This is a genomic window from Parasphingorhabdus sp. (genome assembly GCF_039977335.1).
GTDB lineage: Bacteria > Pseudomonadota > Alphaproteobacteria > Sphingomonadales > Sphingomonadaceae > Parasphingorhabdus.
The window spans coordinates 49,576-74,164 of record NZ_JBDWDI010000002.1 but is presented as its reverse complement, the minus strand read 5'-3'; the positions used below and the strand labels follow the sequence as shown (position 1 = coordinate 74,164).

General features: G+C 52.3%; 24 protein-coding genes and 1 tRNA gene. 13 read left to right on the top strand and 12 right to left on the bottom strand.

All coding sequences use genetic code 11. The features are described from left to right. Nucleotides 1–3: 3 nt before the first annotated feature. From pheT to hisN, 6 genes are all read right to left on the bottom strand, one after another. Nucleotides 4–2,376 carry a phenylalanine--tRNA ligase subunit beta gene (pheT, locus tag ABJM21_RS05195; RefSeq protein WP_348300291.1) on the bottom strand — a complete coding sequence of 791 codons (2,373 nt, stop codon included), beginning with the start codon at nt 2,374–2,376 and terminating at the stop codon, nt 4–6. Further along, entirely contained in the window at nt 2,373–3,488 is a 1,116-nt protein-coding gene (pheS, locus tag ABJM21_RS05190; RefSeq protein WP_348300293.1) for a phenylalanine--tRNA ligase subunit alpha, read from the bottom strand. Before pheS ends, pheT begins: the two co-directional genes overlap by 4 nt. 111 nt (nt 3,489–3,599) lie before the next feature. Then, nucleotides 3,600–3,962: a 50S ribosomal protein L20 gene (gene rplT, locus ABJM21_RS05185; protein ID WP_348300294.1), complete on the bottom strand. Its 363-nt coding sequence runs from the start codon at nt 3,960–3,962 to the stop codon at nt 3,600–3,602. A gap of 46 nt (nt 3,963–4,008) precedes the next feature. Then, nucleotides 4,009–4,209, bottom strand: a complete 201-nt coding sequence (gene rpmI / locus ABJM21_RS05180; protein ID WP_348300296.1) for a 50S ribosomal protein L35 — start codon at nt 4,207–4,209, stop codon at nt 4,009–4,011. Nucleotides 4,210–4,355: 146 nt separating this feature from the next. Next, the gene (locus ABJM21_RS05175; RefSeq protein WP_348300297.1) at nt 4,356–5,264 is read right to left on the bottom strand and encodes a helix-turn-helix domain-containing protein; all 909 of its coding nucleotides are present in this window, start codon (nt 5,262–5,264) and stop codon (nt 4,356–4,358) included. Continuing rightward, the gene (hisN, locus tag ABJM21_RS05170; protein ID WP_348300298.1) at nt 5,252–6,031 is read right to left on the bottom strand and encodes a histidinol-phosphatase; all 780 of its coding nucleotides are present in this window, start codon (nt 6,029–6,031) and stop codon (nt 5,252–5,254) included. Before hisN ends, ABJM21_RS05175 begins: the two co-directional genes overlap by 13 nt. 148 nt (nt 6,032–6,179) lie before the next feature. Here hisN and ABJM21_RS05165 point away from each other — a divergent pair, with 148 nt between their 5' ends. After that, a complete protein-coding gene (locus tag ABJM21_RS05165) occupies nt 6,180–6,629 on the top strand; it encodes a hypothetical protein (protein WP_348300299.1) in 450 nt (149 codons plus the stop codon). Here ABJM21_RS05165 and ABJM21_RS05160 read toward each other — a convergent pair. The 3 genes from ABJM21_RS05160 to ABJM21_RS05150 all read right to left on the bottom strand — a co-directional run bounded on the left by ABJM21_RS05160 (nt 6,626) and on the right by ABJM21_RS05150 (nt 8,925). After that, nucleotides 6,626–7,027 (bottom strand): hypothetical protein, encoded by a 402-nt coding sequence (locus ABJM21_RS05160; protein ID WP_348300300.1) that lies wholly within the window; start codon nt 7,025–7,027, stop codon nt 6,626–6,628. The two genes, ABJM21_RS05165 and ABJM21_RS05160, sit on opposite strands and share 4 nt — an antisense overlap. A gap of 44 nt (nt 7,028–7,071) precedes the next feature. After that, nucleotides 7,072–8,007 (bottom strand): ribose-phosphate pyrophosphokinase, encoded by a 936-nt coding sequence (locus ABJM21_RS05155; RefSeq protein ID WP_348300302.1) that lies wholly within the window; start codon nt 8,005–8,007, stop codon nt 7,072–7,074. Nucleotides 8,008–8,118: 111 nt separating this feature from the next. Further along, the gene (locus tag ABJM21_RS05150; protein ID WP_348300303.1) at nt 8,119–8,925 is read right to left on the bottom strand and encodes a LytTR family DNA-binding domain-containing protein; all 807 of its coding nucleotides are present in this window, start codon (nt 8,923–8,925) and stop codon (nt 8,119–8,121) included. A 174-nt stretch (nt 8,926–9,099) separates the two neighbouring features. Here ABJM21_RS05150 and ABJM21_RS05145 point away from each other — a divergent pair, with 174 nt between their 5' ends. From ABJM21_RS05145 to ABJM21_RS05115, 7 genes are all read left to right on the top strand, one after another. Continuing rightward, nucleotides 9,100–9,657: a DUF2306 domain-containing protein gene (locus tag ABJM21_RS05145; RefSeq protein WP_348300304.1), complete on the top strand. Its 558-nt coding sequence runs from the start codon at nt 9,100–9,102 to the stop codon at nt 9,655–9,657. Nucleotides 9,658–9,711: 54 nt separating this feature from the next. Then, nucleotides 9,712–11,367 carry an NAD+ synthase gene (locus tag ABJM21_RS05140; RefSeq protein WP_348300305.1) on the top strand — a complete coding sequence of 552 codons (1,656 nt, stop codon included), beginning with the start codon at nt 9,712–9,714 and terminating at the stop codon, nt 11,365–11,367. Beyond that, nucleotides 11,364–12,701 carry a glutamate--tRNA ligase gene (gltX, locus tag ABJM21_RS05135; RefSeq protein ID WP_348300306.1) on the top strand — a complete coding sequence of 446 codons (1,338 nt, stop codon included), beginning with the start codon at nt 11,364–11,366 and terminating at the stop codon, nt 12,699–12,701. The genes ABJM21_RS05140 and gltX overlap by 4 nt, the downstream gene beginning before the upstream one ends. Before the next feature lie 154 nt (nt 12,702–12,855). After that, nucleotides 12,856–13,527, top strand: coding sequence for a TonB family protein (locus ABJM21_RS05130; protein WP_348300307.1), 672 nt, complete (start codon nt 12,856–12,858; stop codon nt 13,525–13,527). 96 nt (nt 13,528–13,623) lie between these two features. Next, the gene (locus ABJM21_RS05125) at nt 13,624–14,028 is read left to right on the top strand and encodes a hypothetical protein (RefSeq protein WP_348414149.1); all 405 of its coding nucleotides are present in this window, start codon (nt 13,624–13,626) and stop codon (nt 14,026–14,028) included. Continuing rightward, entirely contained in the window at nt 14,022–14,999 is a 978-nt protein-coding gene (ribD, locus tag ABJM21_RS05120; RefSeq protein WP_348300310.1) for a bifunctional diaminohydroxyphosphoribosylaminopyrimidine deaminase/5-amino-6-(5-phosphoribosylamino)uracil reductase RibD, read from the top strand. Before ABJM21_RS05125 ends, ribD begins: the two co-directional genes overlap by 7 nt. Before the next feature lie 32 nt (nt 15,000–15,031). Continuing rightward, a complete protein-coding gene (locus ABJM21_RS05115; RefSeq protein ID WP_348300311.1) occupies nt 15,032–15,646 on the top strand; it encodes a riboflavin synthase in 615 nt (204 codons plus the stop codon). Between the two features lie 7 nt (nt 15,647–15,653). Here ABJM21_RS05115 and ABJM21_RS05110 read toward each other — a convergent pair whose 3' ends face one another. Continuing rightward, on the bottom strand, nt 15,654–16,502 hold the full coding sequence (locus tag ABJM21_RS05110; protein WP_348300367.1) for a DUF1134 domain-containing protein: 849 nt from the start codon (nt 16,500–16,502) through the stop codon (nt 15,654–15,656). Nucleotides 16,503–16,795: 293 nt separating this feature from the next. Here ABJM21_RS05110 and ABJM21_RS05105 point away from each other — a divergent pair. Beyond that, nucleotides 16,796–16,887, top strand: a tRNA-Ser gene (locus tag ABJM21_RS05105). A gap of 59 nt (nt 16,888–16,946) precedes the next feature. Here the strand turns inward: ABJM21_RS05105 and wecC are convergent. Next, nucleotides 16,947–18,245 carry a UDP-N-acetyl-D-mannosamine dehydrogenase gene (gene wecC / locus ABJM21_RS05100; protein ID WP_348300312.1) on the bottom strand — a complete coding sequence of 433 codons (1,299 nt, stop codon included), beginning with the start codon at nt 18,243–18,245 and terminating at the stop codon, nt 16,947–16,949. Nucleotides 18,246–18,362: 117 nt separating this feature from the next. Then, nucleotides 18,363–19,508 (bottom strand): UDP-N-acetylglucosamine 2-epimerase (non-hydrolyzing), encoded by a 1,146-nt coding sequence (wecB, locus tag ABJM21_RS05095; RefSeq protein ID WP_348300313.1) that lies wholly within the window; start codon nt 19,506–19,508, stop codon nt 18,363–18,365. Between the two features lie 287 nt (nt 19,509–19,795). Here wecB and ABJM21_RS05090 point away from each other — a divergent pair, with 287 nt between their 5' ends. The 4 genes from ABJM21_RS05090 (at nt 19,796) to ABJM21_RS05075 (ending at nt 24,570) form a co-directional block, all read left to right on the top strand. Then, the gene (locus tag ABJM21_RS05090) at nt 19,796–21,661 is read left to right on the top strand and encodes a nucleoside-diphosphate sugar epimerase/dehydratase (RefSeq protein ID WP_348300315.1); all 1,866 of its coding nucleotides are present in this window, start codon (nt 19,796–19,798) and stop codon (nt 21,659–21,661) included. A 12-nt stretch (nt 21,662–21,673) separates the two neighbouring features. Continuing rightward, nucleotides 21,674–22,108 (top strand): hypothetical protein, encoded by a 435-nt coding sequence (locus ABJM21_RS05085; protein WP_348300316.1) that lies wholly within the window; start codon nt 21,674–21,676, stop codon nt 22,106–22,108. A gap of 194 nt (nt 22,109–22,302) precedes the next feature. Then, a complete protein-coding gene (locus ABJM21_RS05080; protein WP_348300317.1) occupies nt 22,303–23,751 on the top strand; it encodes an O-antigen ligase family protein in 1,449 nt (482 codons plus the stop codon). A gap of 87 nt (nt 23,752–23,838) precedes the next feature. Continuing rightward, on the top strand, nt 23,839–24,570 hold the full coding sequence (locus tag ABJM21_RS05075) for a polysaccharide biosynthesis/export family protein (protein ID WP_348300318.1): 732 nt from the start codon (nt 23,839–23,841) through the stop codon (nt 24,568–24,570). The last annotated feature ends 19 nt before the right edge of the window (nt 24,571–24,589 follow it).

Sequence of the window (24,589 nt, the reverse complement as noted above, 5' to 3'; positions counted from 1 at the left end):
ATTCTAACCCCTCAATTCCGCACCCAGCTTCGCTGCACCGGCCACAACCTTGTCCGAAACGGCTTTCAAATCCTCTTCGGTCAAGGTCGCGTCTGTCGGCTGCAATGTAATCTCCACCGCCAGCGATTTTTTGCCCTCGCCCACGCTCTCGCCTTCGAACAGGTCGAACAGGCGCGCGCCCGTGATCAGTTTCTTGTCCGCGCCTTTGACTGCGCGCACCAGATCGCCAGCTGGCAGGTCTGCATCGACAATGAAAGCAAAATCGCGAGTCACCGCCTGCAGAGCGGGCGGGGCAAAGGCCTCACGCATATGATCTTTGGCTTTCTTTACCGGTATGGCGTCGAGGAAAATCTCGGCGGCCACGGCTGTGCCTTTCAGGCCCATGGCCTTGGTCACAGACGGATGCAGCACGCCATAGGCCGCCAATATTTTCTTGGGCCCCAGACGCAGCGTGCCGGATTGGCCAGGATGATAATGGTCGCCTGCTTCAGCAAAATCCATCAGCTTGGCCGTAGGCGCGCCAGCGGCTTCCAAAATCGAGAGCACTTCGGCCTTGGCATCGAAAGCATCATATTTTGTAGCTGCACCGGATTGCCAGCTGCGGGCCCGATTTTCGCCCGCCAGCACCAGACCGATGGTCTGATGCTCGGTGGACTCCAGATAGCGCCGACCCACTTCAAACAAGCGAATGGACGATGCGCCGCGATCGGCGTTGCGTTGCGCCGCTGCGATCAAGCCGGGCAATAAGGATGGCCGCATGACTTTCAGGTCTTCGCTGATCGGATTGGCGAGCGACCAGTTGCCACCGCCAAAGGGCGCGGCCTCTTTGTCGGAGATAAAGCTCCACGTCACAGTCTCGTTGAGACCACGCGCAGCAGCAGCGCGGCGGGCTTTGCGTTCAGCCAGCTGTTCCGGCGATGCGGTGGGTTTGGCAACACCGGCTTTGCGCGGCAATGGTGTGGATGGAATGGAGTCCAGTCCTTCTATCCGGATCACTTCTTCAACCAGATCTTGCCAACCCGCGACGTCACGACGCCATGTGGGAACAGTCACTTGCCAGCTTGCATCCACCCCAAAGCCCAAGGCCTCCAATATGGATTTCTGCTTTTCAGGCGTTACATCAATGCCGCCCAGAGTAGCAGATTGCTTGGGATCGTAGCTGATGGTGAGTGTGTCTGTCGGCGGGGTTCCCGCACGAGTCACTTCGCTTGCCTTGCCGCCACAAAGCTCCAGCACCAGAGCTGTGGCTATATCAATGCCATCGTTCAGAAAAGCTGGATCAACGCCGCGTTCAAACCGTTGACGCGCATCACTGGTCAGCAATAATTTCTGACCGGTTTTGGCAATTGAAGCGGGATCGAAAAAGGCGCATTCGATCAACACTTCGGTGGTTGTTTCTTCCGATCCTGTCTCCGCGCCGCCCATGATGCCGCCAATATCGTGGGCGCCATTGTCATCGGCGATGACGGTCATGGTCTCGTCGAGCACATATTCTTTGTCGTTTAACGCTGTGAGCTTTTCACCTGTTGTGGCTTTGCGTGCGACTAGTCCGCCGCTTAGTTTTGCGACATCATAAACATGCAAAGGCCGGCCATGATCGAGCATGACATAGTTGGTGATATCGACCAGCGCGTTAATCGGTTTCTGACCAGCAGACTTAAGCCGGGCCTGCATCCAATCTGGCGCTGTCCCGTTTGTGAGGCCGCTAATGGTGCAACCATAAAATGCCGGGCAACCCTCAGGGTCATCGGTGCGCACATCAGGGCCTGCGCCACTGCGCATGACGTCACCGATCGTTAGAGGTTTGAGCGTACCGATACCGGTAGCCGCCAGATCACGAGCAATACCGCGCACGCCCATGCAATCCTGACGATTGGGCGTAATCGCAACGTCTATGACCGGATCATCCAGATCTGCATAATCAGCATAGCTCGTGCCAACCGCAGATGCGGCCTCGTCTGGCAATTCGATGATACCATCATGATCCTCGCCCAGCTCCAGCTCCCGCGCGCTGCACATCATGCCGAAACTCTCGACATCGCGAATTTTGGCTGGCTTCAATGTGAAATCGCTGCCCGGAATATAGGTGCCGGGAGGGCCAAAGACGCCGATCATGTCCTTGCGCGCATTGGGCGCACCGCACACGACTTGCCATGGCTCATTGGAACCATCGTCAACCTTCAACAATTGCAATTTATCCGCATTGGGATGCGGGCCTGCTTCGATCACTTTGGCAACGCGAAAGGCTTTCAGAGCATCGGCGGGATTTTCCAATCCCTCCAGCTCCAGACCAATGTCGGTCAGCTTGTCAGTAATTTCGGTGAGGCTCGCATCGGTATCGAGATGGGCTTTGAGCCAGCTTAGTGAAAATTTCATGCGCCAACTCCTCCGCTCAATGTGGGTACGTCAAGCGCGTCAAAGCCGTAATGCTCGGTCCAGCGCAGATCGCCGTCAAAGAAGGCACGCAGATCATCCATGCCATATTTGAGCATGGCGAGCCGGTCGATACCGCAACCAAAGGCAAAGCCCTGCCAGACATCAGGATCAAGACCACAATTGCGGATGACATTGGGATGCACCATGCCGGAACCCAGGATTTCCATCCAACCGCCATTTTCGCTGCGCGGATCACCACCAATGATCCGGCGGCCTTTTTCAACGGTAAAGCCCAAGTCCACTTCAGCGGAAGGTTCAGTAAACGGGAAATAACTCGGGCGCAGACGCAATGTGATGTCATCACGCTCGAAAAACGCGCGAACAAAAGTTTCAAGCGTCCATTTGAGATGACCCATGTGAATACCCTTGTCGATCACCAGACCTTCGACCTGATGGAACATCGGCGTGTGGGTCGCGTCGCTGTCGCTGCGATAAGTTCGGCCGGGTGCGATAATGTAAATCGGCTCACCAGCGCCATCTGTCTGTTTCGCAACATCCATCATCGTGCGGATTTGTACCGGAGACGTATGGGTGCGCAGCAGCTTGGGCATGCCACCTTCATCCGTTTGCGGGAAATAGAATGTATCATGCATCGCGCGCGCCGGATGGGTCTCCGGAATATTCAATGCGGTGAAATTATGCCAGTCATCTTCGATTTCCGGACCGGTTGCGACCGAGAAACCGAGATCCGCAAAAATCTCGGCCAGTTCGTCCATGACTTGACTAACCGGATGGATACTGCCCTTGGGCCCGCTGGGCGAGGGCAGGGTCATGTCGAGTTTTTCGGTTGCAAGCTGTGCGTTCAGCGCTTCGGTCTCGATGCTGTCCTTACGCGCGGCAATCGCATCCGCAACGGTTTGGCGAGCGCCATTAATTTTCGGGCCTTCGCTCTGACGTTCTTCGGGTGTCATTTTGCCAAGCGTTTTGAGCAGCGCCGATATCTCGCCTTTTTTACCAAGTGCGGCGACGCGAATGGCTTCCAAAGCGTCGCCGTCGGCAGCCGCTTCTACCTGTCCGAGATATTTCTCTTTAATTGCTTCACTGTCACTCATGACTTTACCCTATTTTCTTTGCTGACCGTCTAAAGCAGGCTGCGGCGAAAAACCCAATAAAAAAGCGCCGCGAGATTGCTCTCCGGCGCTTCTTTGAAATTATTGAAACACTTAAGCTTTCGCTAGAGCATCCTGCGCCTGTTTGATGATGCCGCTAAACATAGCAGGTTCATTCATCGCCAGGTCGGCCATTACTTTACGGTCCAGTTCAATGCCGGCGAGCTTCGTGCCGTGAATGAATGTGCCGTATGTCATGCCTTCTGCACGAACTGCAGCGTTAATACGCTGGATCCAGATAGCGCGGAAAGCCCGCTTTTTAACTTTACGATCGCGATACGCATATTGACCGGCTTTTTCGACAGCCTGCCGCGCGACGCGGATGGTGTTTTTGCGACGGCCATAATAGCCCTTCGCCTGTACCAATAATCTTTTATGTTTTGTACGAGTGGTCGTACCCCGTTTTACACGTGCCATTTTCTATATCCTTGAATTTTGTGAAGCGATGGAAACTCCGGTGCTGTTAAAGCCCGTAAGGTGCCCATTTCTTGATTGTTTTAGCATCTGCATCAGCACAGTTTTTGGTGCCGCGGTTTTGCCGGATATATTTGCTGTTATGGCTCATCAAACGGTGGCGTTTGCCAGCTACGCCATGCGTAACCTTGCCGGTTGCGGTGATTTTGAAGCGTTTCTTCACACCACTTTTGGTCTTCAACTTGGGCATTTTGGTCTCCTCTAGAAGTTACCGTTACGGACACATGTGGCAGCCCAACACTGGCCAGTGCGTCACATCGGAAGGGCGGCAATAGCTAGATTCGCCCGAAATGCAAGAAATAATGCAAAAACGGTGCTGGATTATCGGGCTTAGAGTCAGGCAGCGTTACAATTATCTTCCGAGTCAGGGTCTTCGGGCCTGTCCATGGCCTGCAACGGACGGCCCAAGGCCTTGGTCCGTTCCCTAGCACCGATGCCAAAAATCGGATGCGGCTGGGCCATATATTGTCTCGGTGTGAGTCCCATGAATCGTTTGAAGTCGCGATTGAAATGGGCTTGATCATAATAGTTGAGATCAACGCATTCGCTCCAACTTTGTGAGGGGTTCATCAGAGCTTCGCCCAATGTGCGAACGAAACGCTGTCGCCGCAGCAACAATTTGGGCAGAAAGCCGAAAACGCGATTCGAGAATCGGCTCAGCTGTTTGGTATCCATATCAAGGCGTTCACAAAGCGCACCGACGCTATCAATCATGGGGTCGGTGAGCGCAAGATGCGCGGCCTCGATCAACTCCTCTTCCGGATCGGCTGGCGACATGGCTTCTAGCAGCATGTGATTGCACATATCGACCATCTCTGCTTCGGATTCCAAGTTCCGAATAGCGTTCCAGATGTTGGCGAATAGATCGAATTTATGCGCCGTTTCCGTATCAATGACTTTATTGGCCCAGCGCGATGCTGGTTGGCCGACAAATTTATACCAGCCCAGCGGTAACAGCCCAAAAGCGGCAATACGCGCAGATTGGCTTGCAATAGGCGCGGCGAGACTGGTTGGTCCGGTCATGGCTGCAAGAGGTGAATCCTGAAGCTTCTGGTCCGGCCCCATCATTTTGACGCTACCGCGATAGATATAGCGAATGCTTGCCCATTGCGGCAGCAAAAGGTCCGAAACATCGGATCCATCCGCGCTCTCGATCTCTGAGAAATAATAGGTTGTCAGATAGCGCTGTAGCGGCGGCGGTGGCGCGACAAACCGGGTTTTGCTGACAGGCTCTAATGGTTGCATGCAATTGCCTCCAGCACATCATCAATCCGCGCCTGATCGCCAATCGCCAGAACACGGCCGTCTGCCTCAGCATGCAGCGGCTCACCATTCCAATCGCACATCATCCCGCCAGCACCATCGACAATCGGGGCAAGCGCGGCATAATCATGCAACATCAAGCCCGCTTCGCAGACGACATCGACATGACCGCTAGCGACCAGACCGTAATTATAGCAATCGCCGCCATAGATAATCTTGCGCGGCGCAACTTTGCTGACAAGACCCATGAAATGCTCGGCATCATGCTCGTCAAATTGATGCGGTGTTGTGGTTGCGAGGACAGCGTCCTTTAAATCACGACATCGCGCGGATTTTGCTTGCGCCCCGTTAAAGGTGGTTGGCCGTCCCACCACACCCATCCAGCGTTCCCGTGCAATCGGTTGATCGATAATCCCAATAACCGGCCAGCCATCCTGCATCAGCGCGATCAGCGTTCCGAAAATCGGTCGGCCCGCGATGAAACTGGTGGTGCCATCAATCGGATCGAGCACCCATTGACGGGAAGCGCCTTCGTTGATCGTTCCATATTCTTCACCGATAATACCGTCTTCCGGGCATTCGGTTTCGATAATCTTGCGCATCGCGGCTTCTGCGGCGCGATCTGCTTCGGTGACGGGTGTAGAATCGCTTTTCGATTCCTGGTCAAACTTGGCACGGAATAGCGGGCGGATCGCTTCACCAGCGGCCTCGGCCAGTTTTTCGGCGAGAGTGATATCCTTGGGGGTCATTGTCCGCTCCGTTACGCTGGTTTGGCACTCGTATCAAAAGGCTGTGCCGACACTTTAGAATATTGCTCATGGCATGTCATTAGCCATTAAGCGGCTGTTCATTGGCAGAAAAGCACCATGATAACCGAAGCATAACAGGAGAATGATGATGAAGTACATATCAACTGCGATTGTAACTGGTCTGCTATTATCTAGCTCAACCGCAATGGCTCAAAATTTCGGTTCGCTGCCAAGCTACACTGATACTTTGTTGAACAATGCTTCGAATAATGATTCTGAAATATTCAGTGGATCAAATTCCCTCATTCGTGGCCGCAAGGATCAGAAACTGTACGTCGCGGCAGTGCATAGCCTGCAAGAGAAGAAATTCGATGAAGCGGCAGCTCAATTCGATTCACTTTTGAGCAAACCGTCTCGCATTGCGTCGCCAAGCCCGAGCAAAATGACCTATTATCTGGCCGGCGCTAGTCATTATTTCGCAGGCAATGACCATGCTGCATTGCCCTTTCTTCAGACCGCCGTGCGGCGAGGGTCGGGGCTAAATGATCAGCAGCGGCAATTTGCCCGGCAGTTAATTGCGGACATCAACGCGAATTAAGATGATTCCGGTTCAGCAGGCCGCCAGGCCCATAGGAAAAGGATCAAGCCGGTGATGATGAACAAGGCGCAGCCTGACAATACCCACGAGTTTGCGTACCAATAATCACCCCAGGAAAATTTTCCCGCCATTATCTTTTTCCAGCCATTGAAATGCTGCATTGCTGCGACAACCAGCCCCAAGATGGCAAGTGCCGACGATATCCAGCGGTTTAACCAGTGCTGTGGGTTGGTTAAAAGAAGGAGCCCAAGTAATCCGATTACGGTTCTTTGGGCGCGGCAATAGGGGCAGATGTAAACCCAGCCAGCCAGCTCGGTGATCCAGGCGAAGACCGAAATCACTATCGCTAGGATCGCGATATGAATCCGGTATTTCATCATTGTATCTAAACTTGGCACAACAATTCTCCCTCCCTCAAGGGTTCTTGAAACCGGAATTCAGATCAGTCCCAAAGGCTGGATACAGAGCTTTCATCTGCGATCCGTTTGATCGCTTCACCTAGCAAAGGCGCGATCGTCAAATGGCGGACGCGATCCGATTCCTTAACCGCTTCGGTTGCGCCAATGGAATCGGTGATAACGAGTTCTTTCAACGCGCTGTCATTGACGCGCGCTACCGCTCCGCCGGAAAGAACCCCATGGGTACAATAGGCAACAACCTCGGTTGCGCCCTTGCCTTTCAGTGCCTGGGCAGCGTTGCACAGCGTTCCGCCGGAATCGACAATATCATCGATCAGGATGCAGAAGCGTCCGGAAACATCACCAATGATATTCATGACTTCGGATTCACCGGCGCGTTCGCGGCGTTTGTCAACGATCGCCAGCGGAGCGTTGTCGAGCCGTTTGGCTAGCGCACGAGCACGCACAACGCCTCCAACATCGGGTGATACGACCATCAGCTCATGGCCCGCAAAACGCGCTTGAATATCTGCGGACATCACAGGCGCGCCGTACAGATTGTCGGTGGGAATATCGAAAAAGCCCTGAATCTGGCCCGCATGTAGGTCAATCGAAAGAACGCGGTCAGCACCCGCTTCGGTGATCAGGTTGGCAACCAGTTTGGCTGAAATGGGCGTTCTGGGTCCCGGTTTCCGATCTTGGCGCGCATAGCCGAAATAGGGGATGACGGCGGTGATGCGTTTGGCAGAGGCGCGGCGCAAGGCGTCGATACCGATCAGCAATTCCATCAGGTTGTCATTGGCCGGAAAGCTGGTCGACTGCATGATGAAAACATCTTCACCGCGCACATTCTCATGGATCTCGACAAAAATCTCATCATCCGCAAAGCGTTTCACGCTCGCATCGGTCAGCTTGATATCCAGATAATCGGCGACGGACTGGGCGAGCGACAAATTGCTGTTGCCGGACATGAGTTTCATTGATTAGCTACCCCTTGATCAGGTCAGCCATTGCATCAGAATCGCGGACCCTATGTGAATGTTTCGAGACCCCGTTTAACAGGTGCGCCGCAAATCAAAAGTGCCTTTCGGTCAAATCCAGCCAGTTTGTTTCAACTTTGTGACATAGGCGCGGGAAACCGGCACTTCCAGTCCGCTGGATAGCGATAGGCGCAGGTTCCGTCCCTCTCGCTTTGACGTCAAGATCGCATCGCGGGCCACCCACCAACTCCGGTGGACCTGCATGCCCTCCAATGGCTCCATTTCCCGGATCGCATCGCTCAATCGCATCAACAGCATTTCGGAACGTTCGGCGGTGTGGATGCGAACATAATGATCTTCAACGCCCAGAGCGATGATCGGACCGGAAAAGTGAGGCGGCAACCGATTGTGCAATTGGGTTTGGACTGGCGGAGCATTGTCGGGAACGAGTTCTACTTCGTCTATTTCTTCATTAATGCGCGCGTGCTGCCCTTGATCTGTACCATCGGGCCCGAACAGCATCCGCATGAACAGAAAAATACCAAAGCCGATCGCGGCGCATTGTAGATAGAGCAGCAGAAATCGGTTTCCGAAAAATTGCGGATCAAAGCGCATTCCAGATATAGCGAAACCGATCAGGAAAGTTAGCGGGAATGCGGCCACTGCGGTTGCCAGCAATTCGGACGCCCATGCTGGGATAGCAATAGTTTCCCTCAACCATCCGGCGCTGATGGAAACCGGTCTGAAAATCGCATAGCCGATGATGATGAAGCCCACCCAATAGGCTAGACGCAATCCGACCGGCATTGAATAGGTGCCAAACGGACCCAGAAAACCGAAGACGAGTCCGATAAGCACCATGATCAGCAATTCGACGGCAATCCATTTAAGGGTCAAATTTCTGGTATTGCTTTCCATACTCGTCCCCAAAAATCGCCGTCCAAGTGGCCCATTGACGCTTCGTGAATGGGTAAACTGCCTGTTTTGAGCGAGTTTCACGAATAAGCCACAACCAGCGGCGTAAGCAAGCTGGAAATAGTTTTCGGTTCCGCCAGTTTCGCTGTCAACGAAGCAGGTGAAAAGGATTAACGCATGACGAAGCCAGAAAAATCGACGAAGTCACAGGCACTGACGCAGAGTGGCTTCACTGTGCAGAATATGATTCTGATGGGCGGTGCGACGATATTAGCGACAATGATGCTGATGGCTCTATCATCATTGTCCGGCGGTTTTGCCTCTGGGTCTGAGTCAGCAGCACAACAAAGCCGATCGATGAGCCTGCCCGTCATGATCCATCTAGCGACTGTCATTCCCGGTCTACCCCTTGGCACTTATGTGCTGTGGCGCAAAAAAGGCGATAAGCTGCACAAGCATATGGGACGTATCTGGGCGGTGCTGATGGTCACCACCGCCATTGCGAGCTTCTGGATTGGGCGTCCTGGACAGGGGATTGGCGGCAGCGGGTTCAGCTTCATACATATCTTTTCTGTGGTGACGCTGGTGTCAATACCCTATGGCATCTGGCAAATCCGGCGCGGCAATGTTGTGGAGCATTACCGTGCGATGCAAGGCCCCTATATCGGCCTTCTCATCGCTGGCTTATTCGCGTTCATTCCAGGCCGGATCATGGGATCGCTGGTTTTCGGTTAAATCATTTAGAACAATTCATTTGCCCCGCGCTGCGCTGCTTTCTATCAGGGCCAGATGACAGCACAGCTTACCATTACCCTTGCCCAAATGACTCAGGCGGTTGGCGATTTGCGTGGCAATGCAGACGCGATGATCGCGGTTTATCAGTCAAAACCGGAGAGCGATCTCATCGTGTTTCCGGAGCTGCAGCTTATTGGTTATCCGCCCGAGGATCTTGTATTGAAACCCGCAGTGGTGGAACGCGCCGAAACAGAATTGCAGCGGCTAGCCGACGCAACGAAAGATAGCGCACCGGCAATGCTGGTGGGCTCTATTTTCCGCGATGACGGAAAGCTCTATAACGGGATTGCGCTGCTAGAAGACGGTCAAATCAAACATGTTCGGTATAAGGTGGAGCTTCCCAACTACGGTACATTTGACGAAAAACGTTTGTTCGCTTCTGGCCCGCTGCCAGAGCCTATCGACTTTCGCGGCTGCAAAATCGGTTTGCCAATTTGCGAGGATGTCTGGTTCCCGACCGTTTGCGAACATCTGAAGGCTCAGGGCGCCGAAATGCTGATTTCGGTGCATGGCAGCCCTTATGAAATTGAAAAAGATGATCGCCGTCTGGGTCAAGTGGCGACGCAGCGGGTTCGCGAAACCGGCCTGCCGCTGCTCTTCCTCAATCGCATTGGTGGTCAGGATGAAGTGGTATTCGATGGCGCGAGCTTTGTCCTCAACGGCGATACCAGTGTGATGCATCAGTTGCCGGATTGGGATGAAGCGATTGTTGATACCCTATGGTCTAAAGGCACGGGCGGTTGGACTTGCGCGCCCGGCGAAATTCACAAACTGGATGATCATCCGGCCGATATCTATAATGCGATGATAGTTGGCTTGCGCGACTATGTGAATGCCAACCGCTTTCCTGGCGTCATATTGGGACTGTCTGGCGGCATTGATAGCGCGCTGTCCGCAGCCGTAGCTGTCGATGCGCTGGGCGCGGACCGTGTATGGTGCGTAATGATGCCGTCACGCTTTACCAGTCAGGAAAGCCTGGACGATGCGGCGGGCTGTGCCGAAATGCTGGGCACCAGGCTGGATACAATTTCGATTGTGCCAGCGGTTGAAGGTTTTGACGTCATGCTTGAAGGCAGTTTTGCCGATGAGGATGTCGATATCACCGAAGAGAACATCCAGTCTCGTATCCGTGGCGTCACATTAATGGCGATGAGCAACAAATTTGGCCATATGTTGCTGACTACCGGCAACAAGAGCGAGATGAGTGTCGGCTATGCCACGATTTATGGCGATATGGCCGGTGGCTATTCGGTGTTGAAGGACGCTTATAAACTGACATGTTTCAAACTGTCGGAATGGCGCAATCGCAATAAGCCTTCATTAGGCATGGGACCCGATGGGCCGGTCATGCCCAACACCGTCATCACCAAACCACCGACAGCAGAACTGCGCGAGGATCAAAAGGACAGCGACAGCCTACCCGATTACGAAATCCTCGATCCCTTGCTTCACGGTCTGGTTGAGGAAGAACTATCGGTGTCAGATTTGGTAGACCGCGGCTTCGACCGGGACACCGTTATACGCATCGAAAAATTGCTCTATATAGCCGAATATAAGCGACGGCAGGCGCCTCCCGGTGTAAAGCTGGGCACTAGAAATTTTGGCCGTGACCGGCGCTATCCCATCACCAATGCATTTAGGACGTTATGACCATTAAAACCCGCTTCGCGCCATCACCCACCGGCCATCTTCATGTCGGCAATATCCGTACCGCGCTTCACAATTGGATGTTTGCCAAGAAACAAGGCGGCGAATTTCTTCTGCGGCTGGATGATACCGATAAGGCGCGTTCCAAAGACGAATATGTCACGGCCATTCGTGCCGATCTCGCTTGGCTCGGAATCAATCCGGATAGCGAAGAGCGGCAGTCGGCGCGGTTTGGTCGTTATGAAGAGCGGTTTGAGGAATTGAAGGCAGCGGGCCGGGTTTATCCCGCTTATGAAACCGCACAAGAACTGGATCTGAAACGCAAGGTCCAGCTGGGTCGTGGCAAGCCGCCGACTTATGATCGCGGTGCGCTGGACCTGACCGATGCTGAGGTCGCGGCCTTTGAAGCTGAGGGGCGGCAGGCGCATTGGCGATTCAAGTTGGACCATGGCACGCCGATTGAGTGGACAGATATGATCCGCGGTGACCAGCATTTTGACCCGGCATTATTATCTGATCCGGTGATCCGGCGCGAAGATGGCAGTTGGCTCTACATGCTGCCATCGACCATTGATGATATGGATATGGGCATCACCCATGTTGTGCGCGGCGAGGATCATGTTGCTAATACCGCAGTCCAGATTCAGATGTTCCAGGCTTTTGGCGCGGACACACCAGAATTTGCGCATGAAGCGCTGTTGGTGGGGACTGAGGGCAAGCTATCCAAACGGCTCGGCTCGCTAGGCGTTAGCGGCTTTCGGGAACGTAATATCGAACCGCAATCCATTGTTGCACTGCTCGCGCGCATCGGGACGAGTGACCCGGTGGAACCGATTGCTGACGTTATGACGCTAGTAGAAGGCTTTGATTTTTCACGCTTTGGACGGGCTCCAGCACGTTTCGACGATGAAGAACTGGCCCAGCTTAATCAGAAGATCGTGCACATGTTGGACTATGAAGATGTGCGAGATAGACTGCCCGATGCGATGTCGGCAGCTTCGTGGGATGTTATTCGCCCCAATTTGCATGATATGGGCGAGGTTGATCGCTGGTGGCAGGTGGTGACGGGTCCGGTGACCGCTCCCGACCTTTCGACCGAAGATCAGGATTTCCTGAATCAGGCCCGCGCGACTTTGGAAGGCTTGTCCTGGTCGGACATAATCTGGAAAGACTGGACGGGTGCCCTAAAGGAAAGCACTGGCCGGAAAGGCAAGCCATTGTTCATGCCGCTGCGTCAGGCCCTGACGGGTCTTGACCACGGCCCAGACATGGGCGCGTTGCTTCCGCTAATTGGACGCGAATCCGCTCTTGCACGGCTGCAGAATATTTCTTCTTAACCTCCGATTTCCCAGCGTATCGCGCTTTGGCTGGCCATGCGTTTGATTTTCTTGATGTAATGGTATAACATTACTCATGACGGTGCAGATATATAGCGCCAACAAATGGGGCAACTGCACTGTCATCCGAGGAGACGGATGAAAGGACAGACTTATGAGCTTCACATCAAGTTACGCACATAAACCACCTAATTATAAAGGCATTGGCCTGACGATTGGCTTTCATGCCTTGCTTTTTGCCGGTGCAATGGCTCTACCGGCGATAACCGCTGAGATACCTTTTGAAGGCGTAATTACGGCCTATCCGATCGAAGTTGACAAAGAACCGCCGCCACCCGTCACTGCTATAGAAGACCCGATTGTGGCGACGAATCCCCCTCCAACGACGGTCACCACTGTACCGTCTATAGTGAATCCACCGGTGTTCAATGATCCGCCTGCGATAACATCCGTTGGTATCGAAACCGGCATAGACATCAGCAATATAGGAGACCGGATTACGACTCCAATTGCTCCAATTGAGACGATTCCGGAGCCTGTCATAGCGGACGCCAAGCTTAACACGCGCTATAGTCGTCAGTTTCAACCACCCTATCCATCGGGCCGACTGCGTATGGGCGACGAGGGCATGATTACCGTGCGCGTTCTGGTGGGAACTGATGGGAGGGCCAAGCAGATTGAGCTAGTTGATAGCCCACACCAGGATTTCTGGACGGCAACCCAGCGCCACGCTCTCAAGAAATGGCGCTTTGAACCAGCGACCAAAGATGGTGTACGCTTTGAAAGCTGGATCACGCTAAAAGTCCGGTTTGAGATTAATAGCTGAGCCTGAAAGTTCTGAAGGCCAGCACCGTTGCAGACATAAACTGCTGCATCGGGGCTGGTCATCGCCGCTTTTGCTCCCTATTTAGCAATCATGAAAATGTTAAAAGATGTTTCCGTCGGCGGCGGTTTAAGTGACTTATTCACCCTTTTGCGCCGTCACCCAAAAGAACAGGCGGTTCCGGCTCTGCTAGCATTAGGATGTTCGGGATTCATCTTCTTCCTGTTTATCATCGACCCGAAAATCAATACGGATGTCTATGTTCCGCAAGAAGTTGTCTATGTCGAGAATTGGTCGCTGGAGCGCACTGACGAAGACATCATGGCCGATCGTTGGGCGGTGCAATGCCTGAAAGACAAGCGTGATGCCAAACGGCGCGAGGCTATGAAATCTCTCGGCAGGATGTCGGGAATGGATGTCGAAGCGATTGAACGGGAGGCCCAAGCTGACCGACTGGCACGGGGCGACATAGAAGTGGAGCGGCCCGCCGACGTAACATGCTGAACAGCAATATGGATGTGCGCTATATGGCTGCGGCCATTGCCTTGTCTGAACGGGGACGCGGCCGAACCGGCGACAACCCGAATGTTGGCTGTCTTATTGTCAAAAACGGTAGGATCGTCGGGCGCGGCTGGACACAACCGGGCGGACGGCCCCATGCTGAAGCTATGGCGTTGGCACAGGCTGGGAAGGCCGCCAAAGGTGCTGATATCTATGTAACGATGGAGCCTTGCGCGCATAAGAGCAAACGCGGACCGACATGCGTTGACCTTGTTAAAGCAGCAGCGCCAGCACGGGTGATAGTCGCCACGCTTGATATTGATGAGCGAACCCGAAGGCAGGGCATTGACCGGCTTGGCGATTCAGGCATTTCGGTCTCTGTCGGCTTATTGGAGCAGCAAGCACACCGAGCGATGGCTGGATTTTTCGCACGGATGGAGAAGGGACGTCCTCACGTCACCCTCAAGCTCGCTATGTCACTAGACGGCTGTATCGCTAAGGCTGATGGCACCAGCAAATGGATCACCGGGGATCGCGCACGGGCCCATGCTCATCTCGAACGGGCACGCTGTGACGCCATTTTAGTTGGCGCAGGCACGGTGGCGGCGGATAATCCCAGTCTCGACGTTCGCCTGATGGGATTGGAAGATTGCTGCCCAATTCCGGTGGTCCTTGGCAAAGCCGAGACCGGTGACCATTGGATCGAAATTGCAGAACCCGAAGCCATTGCCGGTCTGGATAAGACAAACTGGCTGTTGGTCGAAGGCGGCGCAGCAACGGCGGCGTCTTTCCTGAAGGCGGATCTGGTCGACCGGTTGCTGCTTTATCGCGCGCCGATCATCATTGGCGGCGGTTTGCAAGGTATTGGTGATATTGGACTTGGCAGTCTTGACGCCGCTCATGATCAATGGATTCGGCTGGACCGCCGCGATCTGGGCGAGGATATGCTTGAGATATATGAGCGTGCCGCCTAAGTTCGCGACCTATCATTTTATAAGGACTTCCCATGTTCACAGGCATAGTTTCGGATATCGGTACGATCACCAAGTTAGAAGAGCGCGGCGATCTGCGGCTGGTCATATCCTGTCATTATGACATGAGCAGCGTGGATATCGGCGCGTCCATAGCCTGTTCCGGCGCGTGTTTGACTGTTGTCGACAAAGGATCAGACTGGTTTGCCGTCGATATCTCCGCCGAAAGCATATCGAAAACCGCAAAATCCATGTGGGCGGAGGGCAGCAAGCTCAACCTCGAACGTGCACTCAAAGTCGGTGATGAACTGGGCGGCCATATTGTCACAGGTCATGTCGATGCCGTGGGTGATGTTGTGTCCGTTGAAACGGAAGGTGATTCCCATCCCATCCGTATTCACGCACCTGCCGAAATTGCCGCCTATTTGGCGCCAAAAGGCTCCATCACGGTTGATGGCATTTCACTGACCGTCAACATCGTCGACGATCAATCAGATGGCAGTACAGTTTTCGGCCTGAACATCATTCCGCATACTGCCAGTGTCACGACATTTGCCAACCTGAAAGCTGGCGATCAAGTCAATCTGGAGATTGATATATTGGCGCGCTATCTCTCGCGGATGGAAAAATTGCGCGCCGTTACAGCCTAGGCTTGCCTTAGAAGGGCAGCCATCTCTGTTTTTTGCTGAACTTCATATAGCCAACATTCGCACCTAGCCGCAGGCCGGCACCCAGCCGCACCGGGATCAGCACTTTGTCGCCGCTGCGCAGATAGCTCACGTGAAAGCCGCCAATAAAATAGGCTGCGCCTTCGCCAGCGGGAAAGCGTTGGTAAAGGTCTTCGGTGTCATAGAGATTATAAACTAGCACAAAGCTATTCGCCGCATTGCCGCCAACATCAAAGCCGATGGATGGGCCGGTCCAATATACCGGTTTCTCGCCTTCAATCTTATGGTGCAGCTTGCCAGAACCGTAGCGCAGGCCGACGACAAACGCGCCAGAGGCTTCACGTCCCGCAATATAGGCATTGGGTCGGCCCTGTTTCTTCAAAATGTCCTCGATAACTTTTGCGAGGCCCTTGGCACCTTTGCCAAACACGCCCTCAGCAGCACCGATGAGATCGTCGTCCTGATAGGTGGTTGCTTCGTCGACATTGGCAATCACGTTACCATTTTCGTCGATGCTATTTTGATTATAGCTGTCGTTAGCTACAGTGTCGTTATTTCCAGTGCTGTCATAGGTCGTGCCATCATCAACCTGTTCTGGCTGGTTAAGATCGCTGTCTATGTCGGTGCTCACTGACGTGTCTTGCTCGGGCGCAGGAGCTTCGAAATTCCCGTCATAGTCGGGATTGTCGAGATCCGCATCAATCGCGTCATTGGGATCAATTGTCTCGACCTGCGCAAATGCGGGGGACAGGGTTGGCGAACAGGCCAACGCAGCGACAGCGAATAGACCAAGCAGCTTCCTGCCGAGAGTCTCACGGTTAGTTTTTTTCACAGACATTTCCTTTGGGCACGACTTAGTCATGGGTAAACTCCTTCCCATACCAGCCAATTTTGTCTTTGGCGTTCGGCGATGACTGCGCAATGAACGGACGACGACCCGAGTCGATTTTGCGACCTGTTGAGTGTTTTTCCGAGTTCTTGGTAAAAATATGATCTGTTCGCCCCCGGATTGATGACTTCTACGCCGAATTTTCCCAGGCCCCGATAATCGTCGCTATGGTGAGCACTTTACCCATTGCAGCCGGTGCAATGCCCCGTTATAGCGCATGGCCTTGGCCAAGCCAGTCATGCGGACACGTGGGTGAGCGGCTGAAACCACCTCCCTGCTAAGGAGGCAAGGGCCTCACGGTCCTTCGAGGGTTCGAATCCCTCCGTGTCCGCCATTTTTCGATATCCAAGAGAATCTCATCTTGCCTATAAGATTTTGATTTTGAAAGGCCTTCTAACTTGCAAGTCTTAGCTTGCTGGCAGCTTTCAAATTATCTGGCTGATCTGGCCAAATACCGCGCGTGTCGTACACAACTTTGCCAGCGCGCTCGTCCAATGGAATGGATTTGAACATATCATGGTCGGTTAACGTGATCATGACGGAACAGCTCTCCAGAGCCTCGTCGATGTCGATCAACTCCGCACCCGTCCCTTCAAACGCGGCGGGTAGTGCGTTAGCATAAGGCTCTACAATCTTAATCCGTCCACCATAGCGCCGCGCGAGATTGGCGGCTATCTTCAAGGCAGGGCTTTCGCGGAAATCATCGATATTGGCTTTGAATGCCAATCCGAAGCAAGCGATTGAGACACCTTGTAGCTCGTCGATCATCAATGAGGCCTGCTCAAGAACATGACCCGTTTTGCCATCATTCACCTCGCGGGCGATGCGGATAAGCGGCGTATGATCTGGTGCACTGTGGACAATGAACCATGGGTCCACCGCAATACAATGTCCGCCCACGCCAGGGCCAGGCTGCAATATATTCACGCGCGGATGGCGATTAGCGAGCCGGATCACCTCCCAGACGTCCAAATCCATCTCGTCAGACACTATGGAAAGCTCGTTGGCAAAGGCGATATTCACGTCGCGATAGCTGTTTTCGACCAGCTTCGTCATTTCCGCAGCTCGTGCATTTGTGGTGACGCATTCTCCGCGGACAAAGCGGCGATAAAAATCCAGAGCTTTTCTGGCACAACGCGGCGTAATGCCGCCAATGCAGCGATCATTATTGGTCAGTTCCTCCAGTATCTTGCCTGGCAAAACCCGTTCCGGACAATAAGCAATCGCAACATCCGGTATGTCATTGGTCAAACCTGGTACCTTGAGATCAGGACGGAGCTTCGCAATCAAATCCCGCATCTTTTCTGTCGTTCCGACCGGAGATGTCGATTCTAAAATAATCGTATCGCCAGCTTTTAGGGCTGCCGCAACATTGGTAGCAGCATCCATAACATAGCTGGTATTCGGCACATGATTATCACCAAAAGGCGTCGGAACCGCGATAACAAATACGTCAGCGGGCTCGACCTGCAGCGAAGCCCGCAAGGTACCGCGCGACACCACACCTTGCACTAGACCATCAAGGTCTACTTCTTCGATATGGATTTTGCCGCTGTTAATCGTGTCAACGACATGGGCTGTTACATCAACGCCCAGGACCGGGCACCCTGAACGCGCTATAACGGCGGCGGTCGGTAAGCCTATATATCCAAGGCCCAAAACGCAGACAGTAGGTTTTTCGTCGGAAAGCATGATCGCAAGATCTCCTGAAGGCGCCCGACAGGGCGCAATTATTCAAGATCTCCGATAACCGAACATCGTAAATAATTAGGTAATGCCGTCCGATTTTCCAGGATGGCGCTTGTAGCCTTATGATATCAGACTTTGCTCGATTATATCTGCAATTCGCTCGCTGGCTTGACCATCTCCAAAGGGATTATGAGCTTTTGCCATTGAATCGTAATATTCCTCATTATCGAGCAGCTTGTTAGCTTCTCTCACGATCAGGTCTTTATTGGTTCCAACCAGCTTGGCAGTCCCGGCTTCAACGCCCTCTGGCCGCTCAGTCGTATCGCGCATCACCAATACGGGCTTCCCCAGTGCCGGCGCTTCTTCCTGCACGCCTCCACTGTCGGTTAGCATGAATATGCAAGCGTCTAAAAGTGCCACAAAATTGGGGTAATCAAGCGGTTCAATCATGGCAACATTGCTCAAGCCGCCCAGCGCATCATTCATGATGGTTCGGACATTAGGGTTGAGATGAACCGGGAAAATTAGCGCAACGTCATCCCGACCCGCAATTTCGTGCAGAGCCGATGCGATGTTGGTCAAACCATCGCCAAAATTCTCTCGCCTATGACTCGTTACGCCGATTATTTTCTTGTCCGAAAATCTTTCAAACAAGTCCTTTAGACGCTTATCAAAAAGGCCTATTTCCTGACTTTTTTGAACGGTGGTCAACAATGCATCGATCACCGTGTTGCCGGTCACGCTGATCTTATCCTCTGACACGTTTTCCTTACGCAGAGCTGTGGCAGAAGTCTCGGTGGGCGCAAAATGCTGATCGGCAATCGTGCCAATAATCTTGCGGTTCACCTCTTCGGGCCAGGGATGATATATATTATAGCTGCGCAAGCCCGCCTCAACATGGCTAACCGGGATTTTCCGATAATAAGCCGCGAGCGCTCCGCACATCGCTGTGGCCGTATCACCCTGAACAACCACACGCTGCGGCTGAATCGTATCCAGCGTTTGACCAATGCCTGCAAGCAGACGGCCGGTTAACTCATCCAAGCTTTGATCTGCGCGCATCAAGTCGAGGTCGTAATCGGGTACGATATCGGCAATATCCAGCACCTGATCGAGCATTTGGCGATGCTGGGCGGTGACGCAGCTGAGATTTTGCAAAGCGCTGCGCTTTGACAAGGCACGAACGACCGGAAAGAGCTTTATTGCTTCCGGCCTTGTTCCGAAAATCGTGACGACTTTAGGCTGCGATGATGAACGGGCTTCCATGGTAAATTGACTAGCAACCTATGCCTAAAATTTTCATAACAGCTAATATCGGATGCTCTTCTATAATATATTCTGTCCTTTGTTGCTACGATCCGATCGAAATAAGCAGTTTGCCCGTCTGAATATATCAACATATTTGCACGTTAAATCCAAACATTTGGAAAACGCCGTGAAATCAGCTAATGCAAAACTATCAATTGAGAAGCAGTGGTTCAAATAATCCAGGATTCTGAACAATCGAAGCCATTACCGCCTTAATCACCGCTATTTTAGAAAAAATCGCAAATATGTCGCGCTGGCAGAAGCAAGCCATCGTGCTCGTGTTGGATATGATCCTTTGCGTCCAGTCGATATGGATAGCTTATTCCCTGCGCGTCGGCGTCTGGATCTATTGGGATTTAGCGATCCAGAAAGTCGTGCTCGCCGCGCTGTTGATGATGATACCGATATTCTATTTCGGCGGCGTGTATAACGCGATTTTTCGTTACGCAGGCTCCGGTATGATGAAGACTCTGGTCAGGGCTTTTGTCATTTACGGTGCTCCCATGATTGTTCTGTTTTCGGTTATCGGAATGGCTGGTGTTCCGCGAACCATCGGGGTCATTCAACCGATTATTTTCTTTATAATGGTTGGTTTTTCGCGCGTTACCGCGCGCTATTTGATGGTTGATATATTGGGTCGCAACCGTTTTGGAGGACAGGTTAAGACGGTCCTGATCTATGGTGCGGGTAGTGCTGGCCAGCAGCTGGCATCGTCCATGCGGTCCGAGCCCGCGATGCGGTTGCGCGGCTATGTGGATGATGACCGGCGGCTCCACGGACAAAAGCTGGATGGCGACAAGGTTTTCTGGAGCGGCGATTTACCGGACATCATCGATAAATATGCCGTTACTCACATCCTGCTGGCGCTTCCGAATATCTCTCGAAAAAAACGGCGAGCGATTGTTGATCAAATTCAGGAGTTCAAGGTCCACGTCCAGACCCTACCAAACATGAAGGATATCATGGACGGCCAGGTATCGTTTAACGATATCCGCGAGCTGGATATTGAAGACCTGCTGGGCCGGGAACCGGTTGCGCCGAATGAATTGCTGTTAGGCCGGACGATTGTCGGCAAGAAGGTCATGGTGACGGGGGCTGGAGGATCTATCGGCAGCGAACTCTGCCGACAAATCGCGAAATCGGGCGCACATCAGTTGATATTGTACGAACTGTCGGAATTCTCGCTTTATGCCATCGAGAAAGAACTCAGAAAATATTCGCAGGATAATGATCTGCAGAATACCGAACTGATCCCAGTGTTGGGCTCGGTTGCAGATGCCGATCGCCTGGAGGAAGTCTTCGCTTTTTGGCAACCCGACACGGTTTTCCATGCCGCAGCCTATAAGCATGTACCACTGGTCGAGGCTAATCCCGTTGAAGGCATAAGAAACAATATATTGGGCACTTATGAAGTAGCCAAGGCGGCTCATGTCGCGAAAGTCAGTGATTTCATTCTGATCAGTACTGATAAAGCCGTGCGCCCGACCAACGTTATGGGCGCGACCAAACGGGGTGCCGAACAGATTGTTCAGGCATTTGCAGAAACTAGTGAAACCCGGTTTTCCATGGTGCGCTTTGGCAATGTTCTGGGTTCCAGCGGCTCGGTCGTTCCCCTGTTCCGGCAACAAATTGAGATGGGCGGGCCGATCACGCTGACGCACCGGGACGTCACTCGCTATTTCATGACAATTCCGGAAGCGGCGCAACTGGTCATTCAGGCTGGCGGCATGGCCAAAGGCGGGGAGGTCTTCGTGCTCGATATGGGTAAATCAGTGCGAATTATCGATTTGGCGAAGACGATGGTTCAGCTGTCTGGTCTGACTGTCCGTGATGATGCCCATCCCGATGGCGATATAGAGATTGAGGAAGTGGGCCTGCGTCCCGGCGAGAAGCTCTATGAAGAGCTGATAATCGGCAATGATCCGCAATCAACGGCTCACAATCGGATTATGATGGCGCATGAAAGCTATCTGGAGCAGGCTGATCTGGATCGGTTATTGGTTCAAATTAGAAAATGTCGCGCTTCGGATGAAGCGGTTGGGCTTTTGAAAAGACTGGTTCCAGAATTTGAACATGAGCGGGATAATGTGAAAATTGAAAAAGCATCCTGAGGATAAACCAAGTTGCTGGCTAGCGTCAAAGAACGCTCTACCAATAATTCAGAGGTACATAAAAATTCTAAAGTAGCGGTTGATTTTACTGCCCACGCCTTGATGGCAAAAGTTGATCGGTGCAGTGTTGATGGCGGCTGCAGCCATTTTTACATCATACACTCCTTACAGTTTTTCTGCGTCATACTGCGCCTGTACCGAATCTCAGCCTTTCTGCATTGTAAGCCAGATCAACATGATCAACCCTTTCTCATCCTGGCCGTTGATAGCTTAAAGACGGAGTCCTTTCGCATGATCGATAACAGAGACAGAATTGTTCGCCTCAAAGCCGTGCTCGACAGAACCGGCCTCAGCCGCTCGGAGGTCTGCCGGAAAATAGGTGATGTGCTCTTGCAGATTATGAAGCGGCGAAGCGATTGGGGAAAAGCAGAAAATTATCCAGATTGATCTGTTTATTATACTTGGAGGCTGAAGGCCTCGATGATTCCAACCTAGGAAGTATTGGATATGGGCTTGTAAGCTTAAATACCACGCGCTACGGAGCTTGGAATTGGTGACCGAGCCTTCCGCATCAGCGGCTTGCTAATCACAGGACTTACGAGCTTATCTTTGATAAAAAACAAACAGCAAGTATTCAAGCTATGAAATCCTCCAAAAGGACGCTGAGCACGATCGCAGCAAAACTTTCTACACCAGTAGCGCGGTTTTATGCGTTTATGACATTTTTTGTATTGGTGTTTTTTACCGGCGGCGGTTCGAGGGATGATATTCAATCGTTGCTCCTGTTGCGACCACTTGCAGTTCTGTTTTGCGCTTATGCACTGACCGTAAAGGCTCCTGAAGAATGGAAAGGGCGAATGTTTCCGCTCTATATCGCAGGCGCATTGTTGGGGTTAATGATTCTCCAGCTGATTCCTTTGCCACCGTCTATCTGGACTGAATTGCCAAGCCGGCAGATTTTTGCTGACATTGCCAATATTGCCGGGATCGAGCAGCCTTGGCGCCCTTTAACATTGTCACCGTCGAAAACACTGAATAGCTTGTCCTCGCTGGCAGTCCCGATTGCAGCTATGATGCTCTATCTTAATCTTGACCGCGAGTATCGTAAACGGGCTGTGCCCGTAATTGTTATACTCTGCGCGATCAGTGCGCTGTGGGCAATTCTTCAAATCGTCGGCCCTGCTCGCGGCCCTTTATATATTTATCGGATAGCCAATTTCGGCACCGGAGTAGGTCTTTTTGCCAACCGCAACCATCAGGCAGTGGTACTAGCCGCTGGTATTGTAATGCTAAGCTGGTACGCGGCTTCATTGAAACCTCGCATCAAGCAAGCGACATTGAAATTTTACGGTAGTATGGCCACTATTCTCGTTTTTGTCCCACTGATTTTTTTGACTGGTTCGCGGGCCGGATTGCTTCTAATGGTGCCAGCCCTAATTCTGGCTTTGTTTTTCATATACGTCGGAGACTATAATGCGGATCGCTTCCATCGAAGAGATAGGTCCCATCGTCGTAAAACCAGTTTATTTTCTCGTCGCGGATTGATCTTAGTTAGTAGCTTAGTCGTAATCACAGGGATTGCTGTCTCGTCGGTCCTGCTTTCACGTTCACTGGCGTTTGACCGGCTATTAGATGTTAATAAAGTCGATGAACTGCGTTTGCAGCTTTTGCCAACATTGTTCGCAATGTTGAAAGACTATTTCCCGTGGGGAAGCGGGTTCGGTTCATTCGAGCATGTCTATAAGATTTATGAACCGCTGGATCTCCTGAACTTAAGTTATTTGAACCAAGCTCATAATGACTGGCTGCAATTTCTTATCGAGGGTGGCGTTTCGGCTCTTTTAATTGCGATCTGTGCTTTTCTTTGGTTTGCGTTTCACTTATTTCAATTGGCTAAAAATTGGCGTGGTTCTGGCCATTCCAAATATCGCGCTCTAATGTGCGCTATGGTGATATTGTTTTTTCTGGCAGCCAGTATTGGCGACTATCCTCTGCGCGTGCCTTCAATAATGGCAATATTTGCGGTTATAATCTCAGTTTTCAATGACAGTGTTTGTTCTGTTCAGCGACACGACATTAATCAGCTGTAAAGCGAAGCAGCAAATCGCTTTCAAAATCGGCATTTTCTGTAGTGAACGGTTTACGTGTGAAACCGCTTAGTCTAACGGAGATCAATAATGATGGATTATAATTTTACAATGATAAAGCACTGTTCGCTGTTGTTTATATTGCTTCTCCTGCCATCTTGCGCAGGACAGACTGTTTTGGGAGGGGGGAGCGATGTTTCCGTGGTCTCAACTGCGGGTCTGCCGGAGCCGACGCGCGGTGATCTGCTGAGTTCGAATCGTCCTTATTTGATTGGGCCTTTCGATAAGCTGAAGATCGATGTTTTTGGTATCGAAGATTTAAGCAAGGAAGTGCAGATTGACGCAAGCGGGCGTTTGTCGTTTCCTTTGATCGGTGTCGTCGAAGCTTCCGGCTTAACGCCAGGAGAGCTTGCCGATGAGATTGAAGGCCGCCTTCAGGGGCGCTATGTCCGTAATCCTGAAGTGACTGTTAATCTGGAAGAGACTGTTAGTCAGGTGATTACGGTCGATGGGCAAGTTGATAAGCCAGGACTTTATCCGGTTATCGGACGAATGACACTGATGCGAGCGGTCGCCACTGCGGGCGGTACGGGGGAATTTGCCAAATTAAATGATGTTGTAATTTTCCGAACTGTAGATGGTAAGCAACTTGCGGGCCTGTATAATCTCAAAGCCATAAGGCGAGGGAACTACGGTGATCCGGAAGTATTTGCTAATGATGTTATCGTCGTTGGCGATTCTCAGGCCAGGCGTTTATTCAAGACTATTATTGAGGCGTCGCCACTCATCACTACGCCTCTGATTATCTTGTTCAGACGATAATATCCCATAATGATGCTGC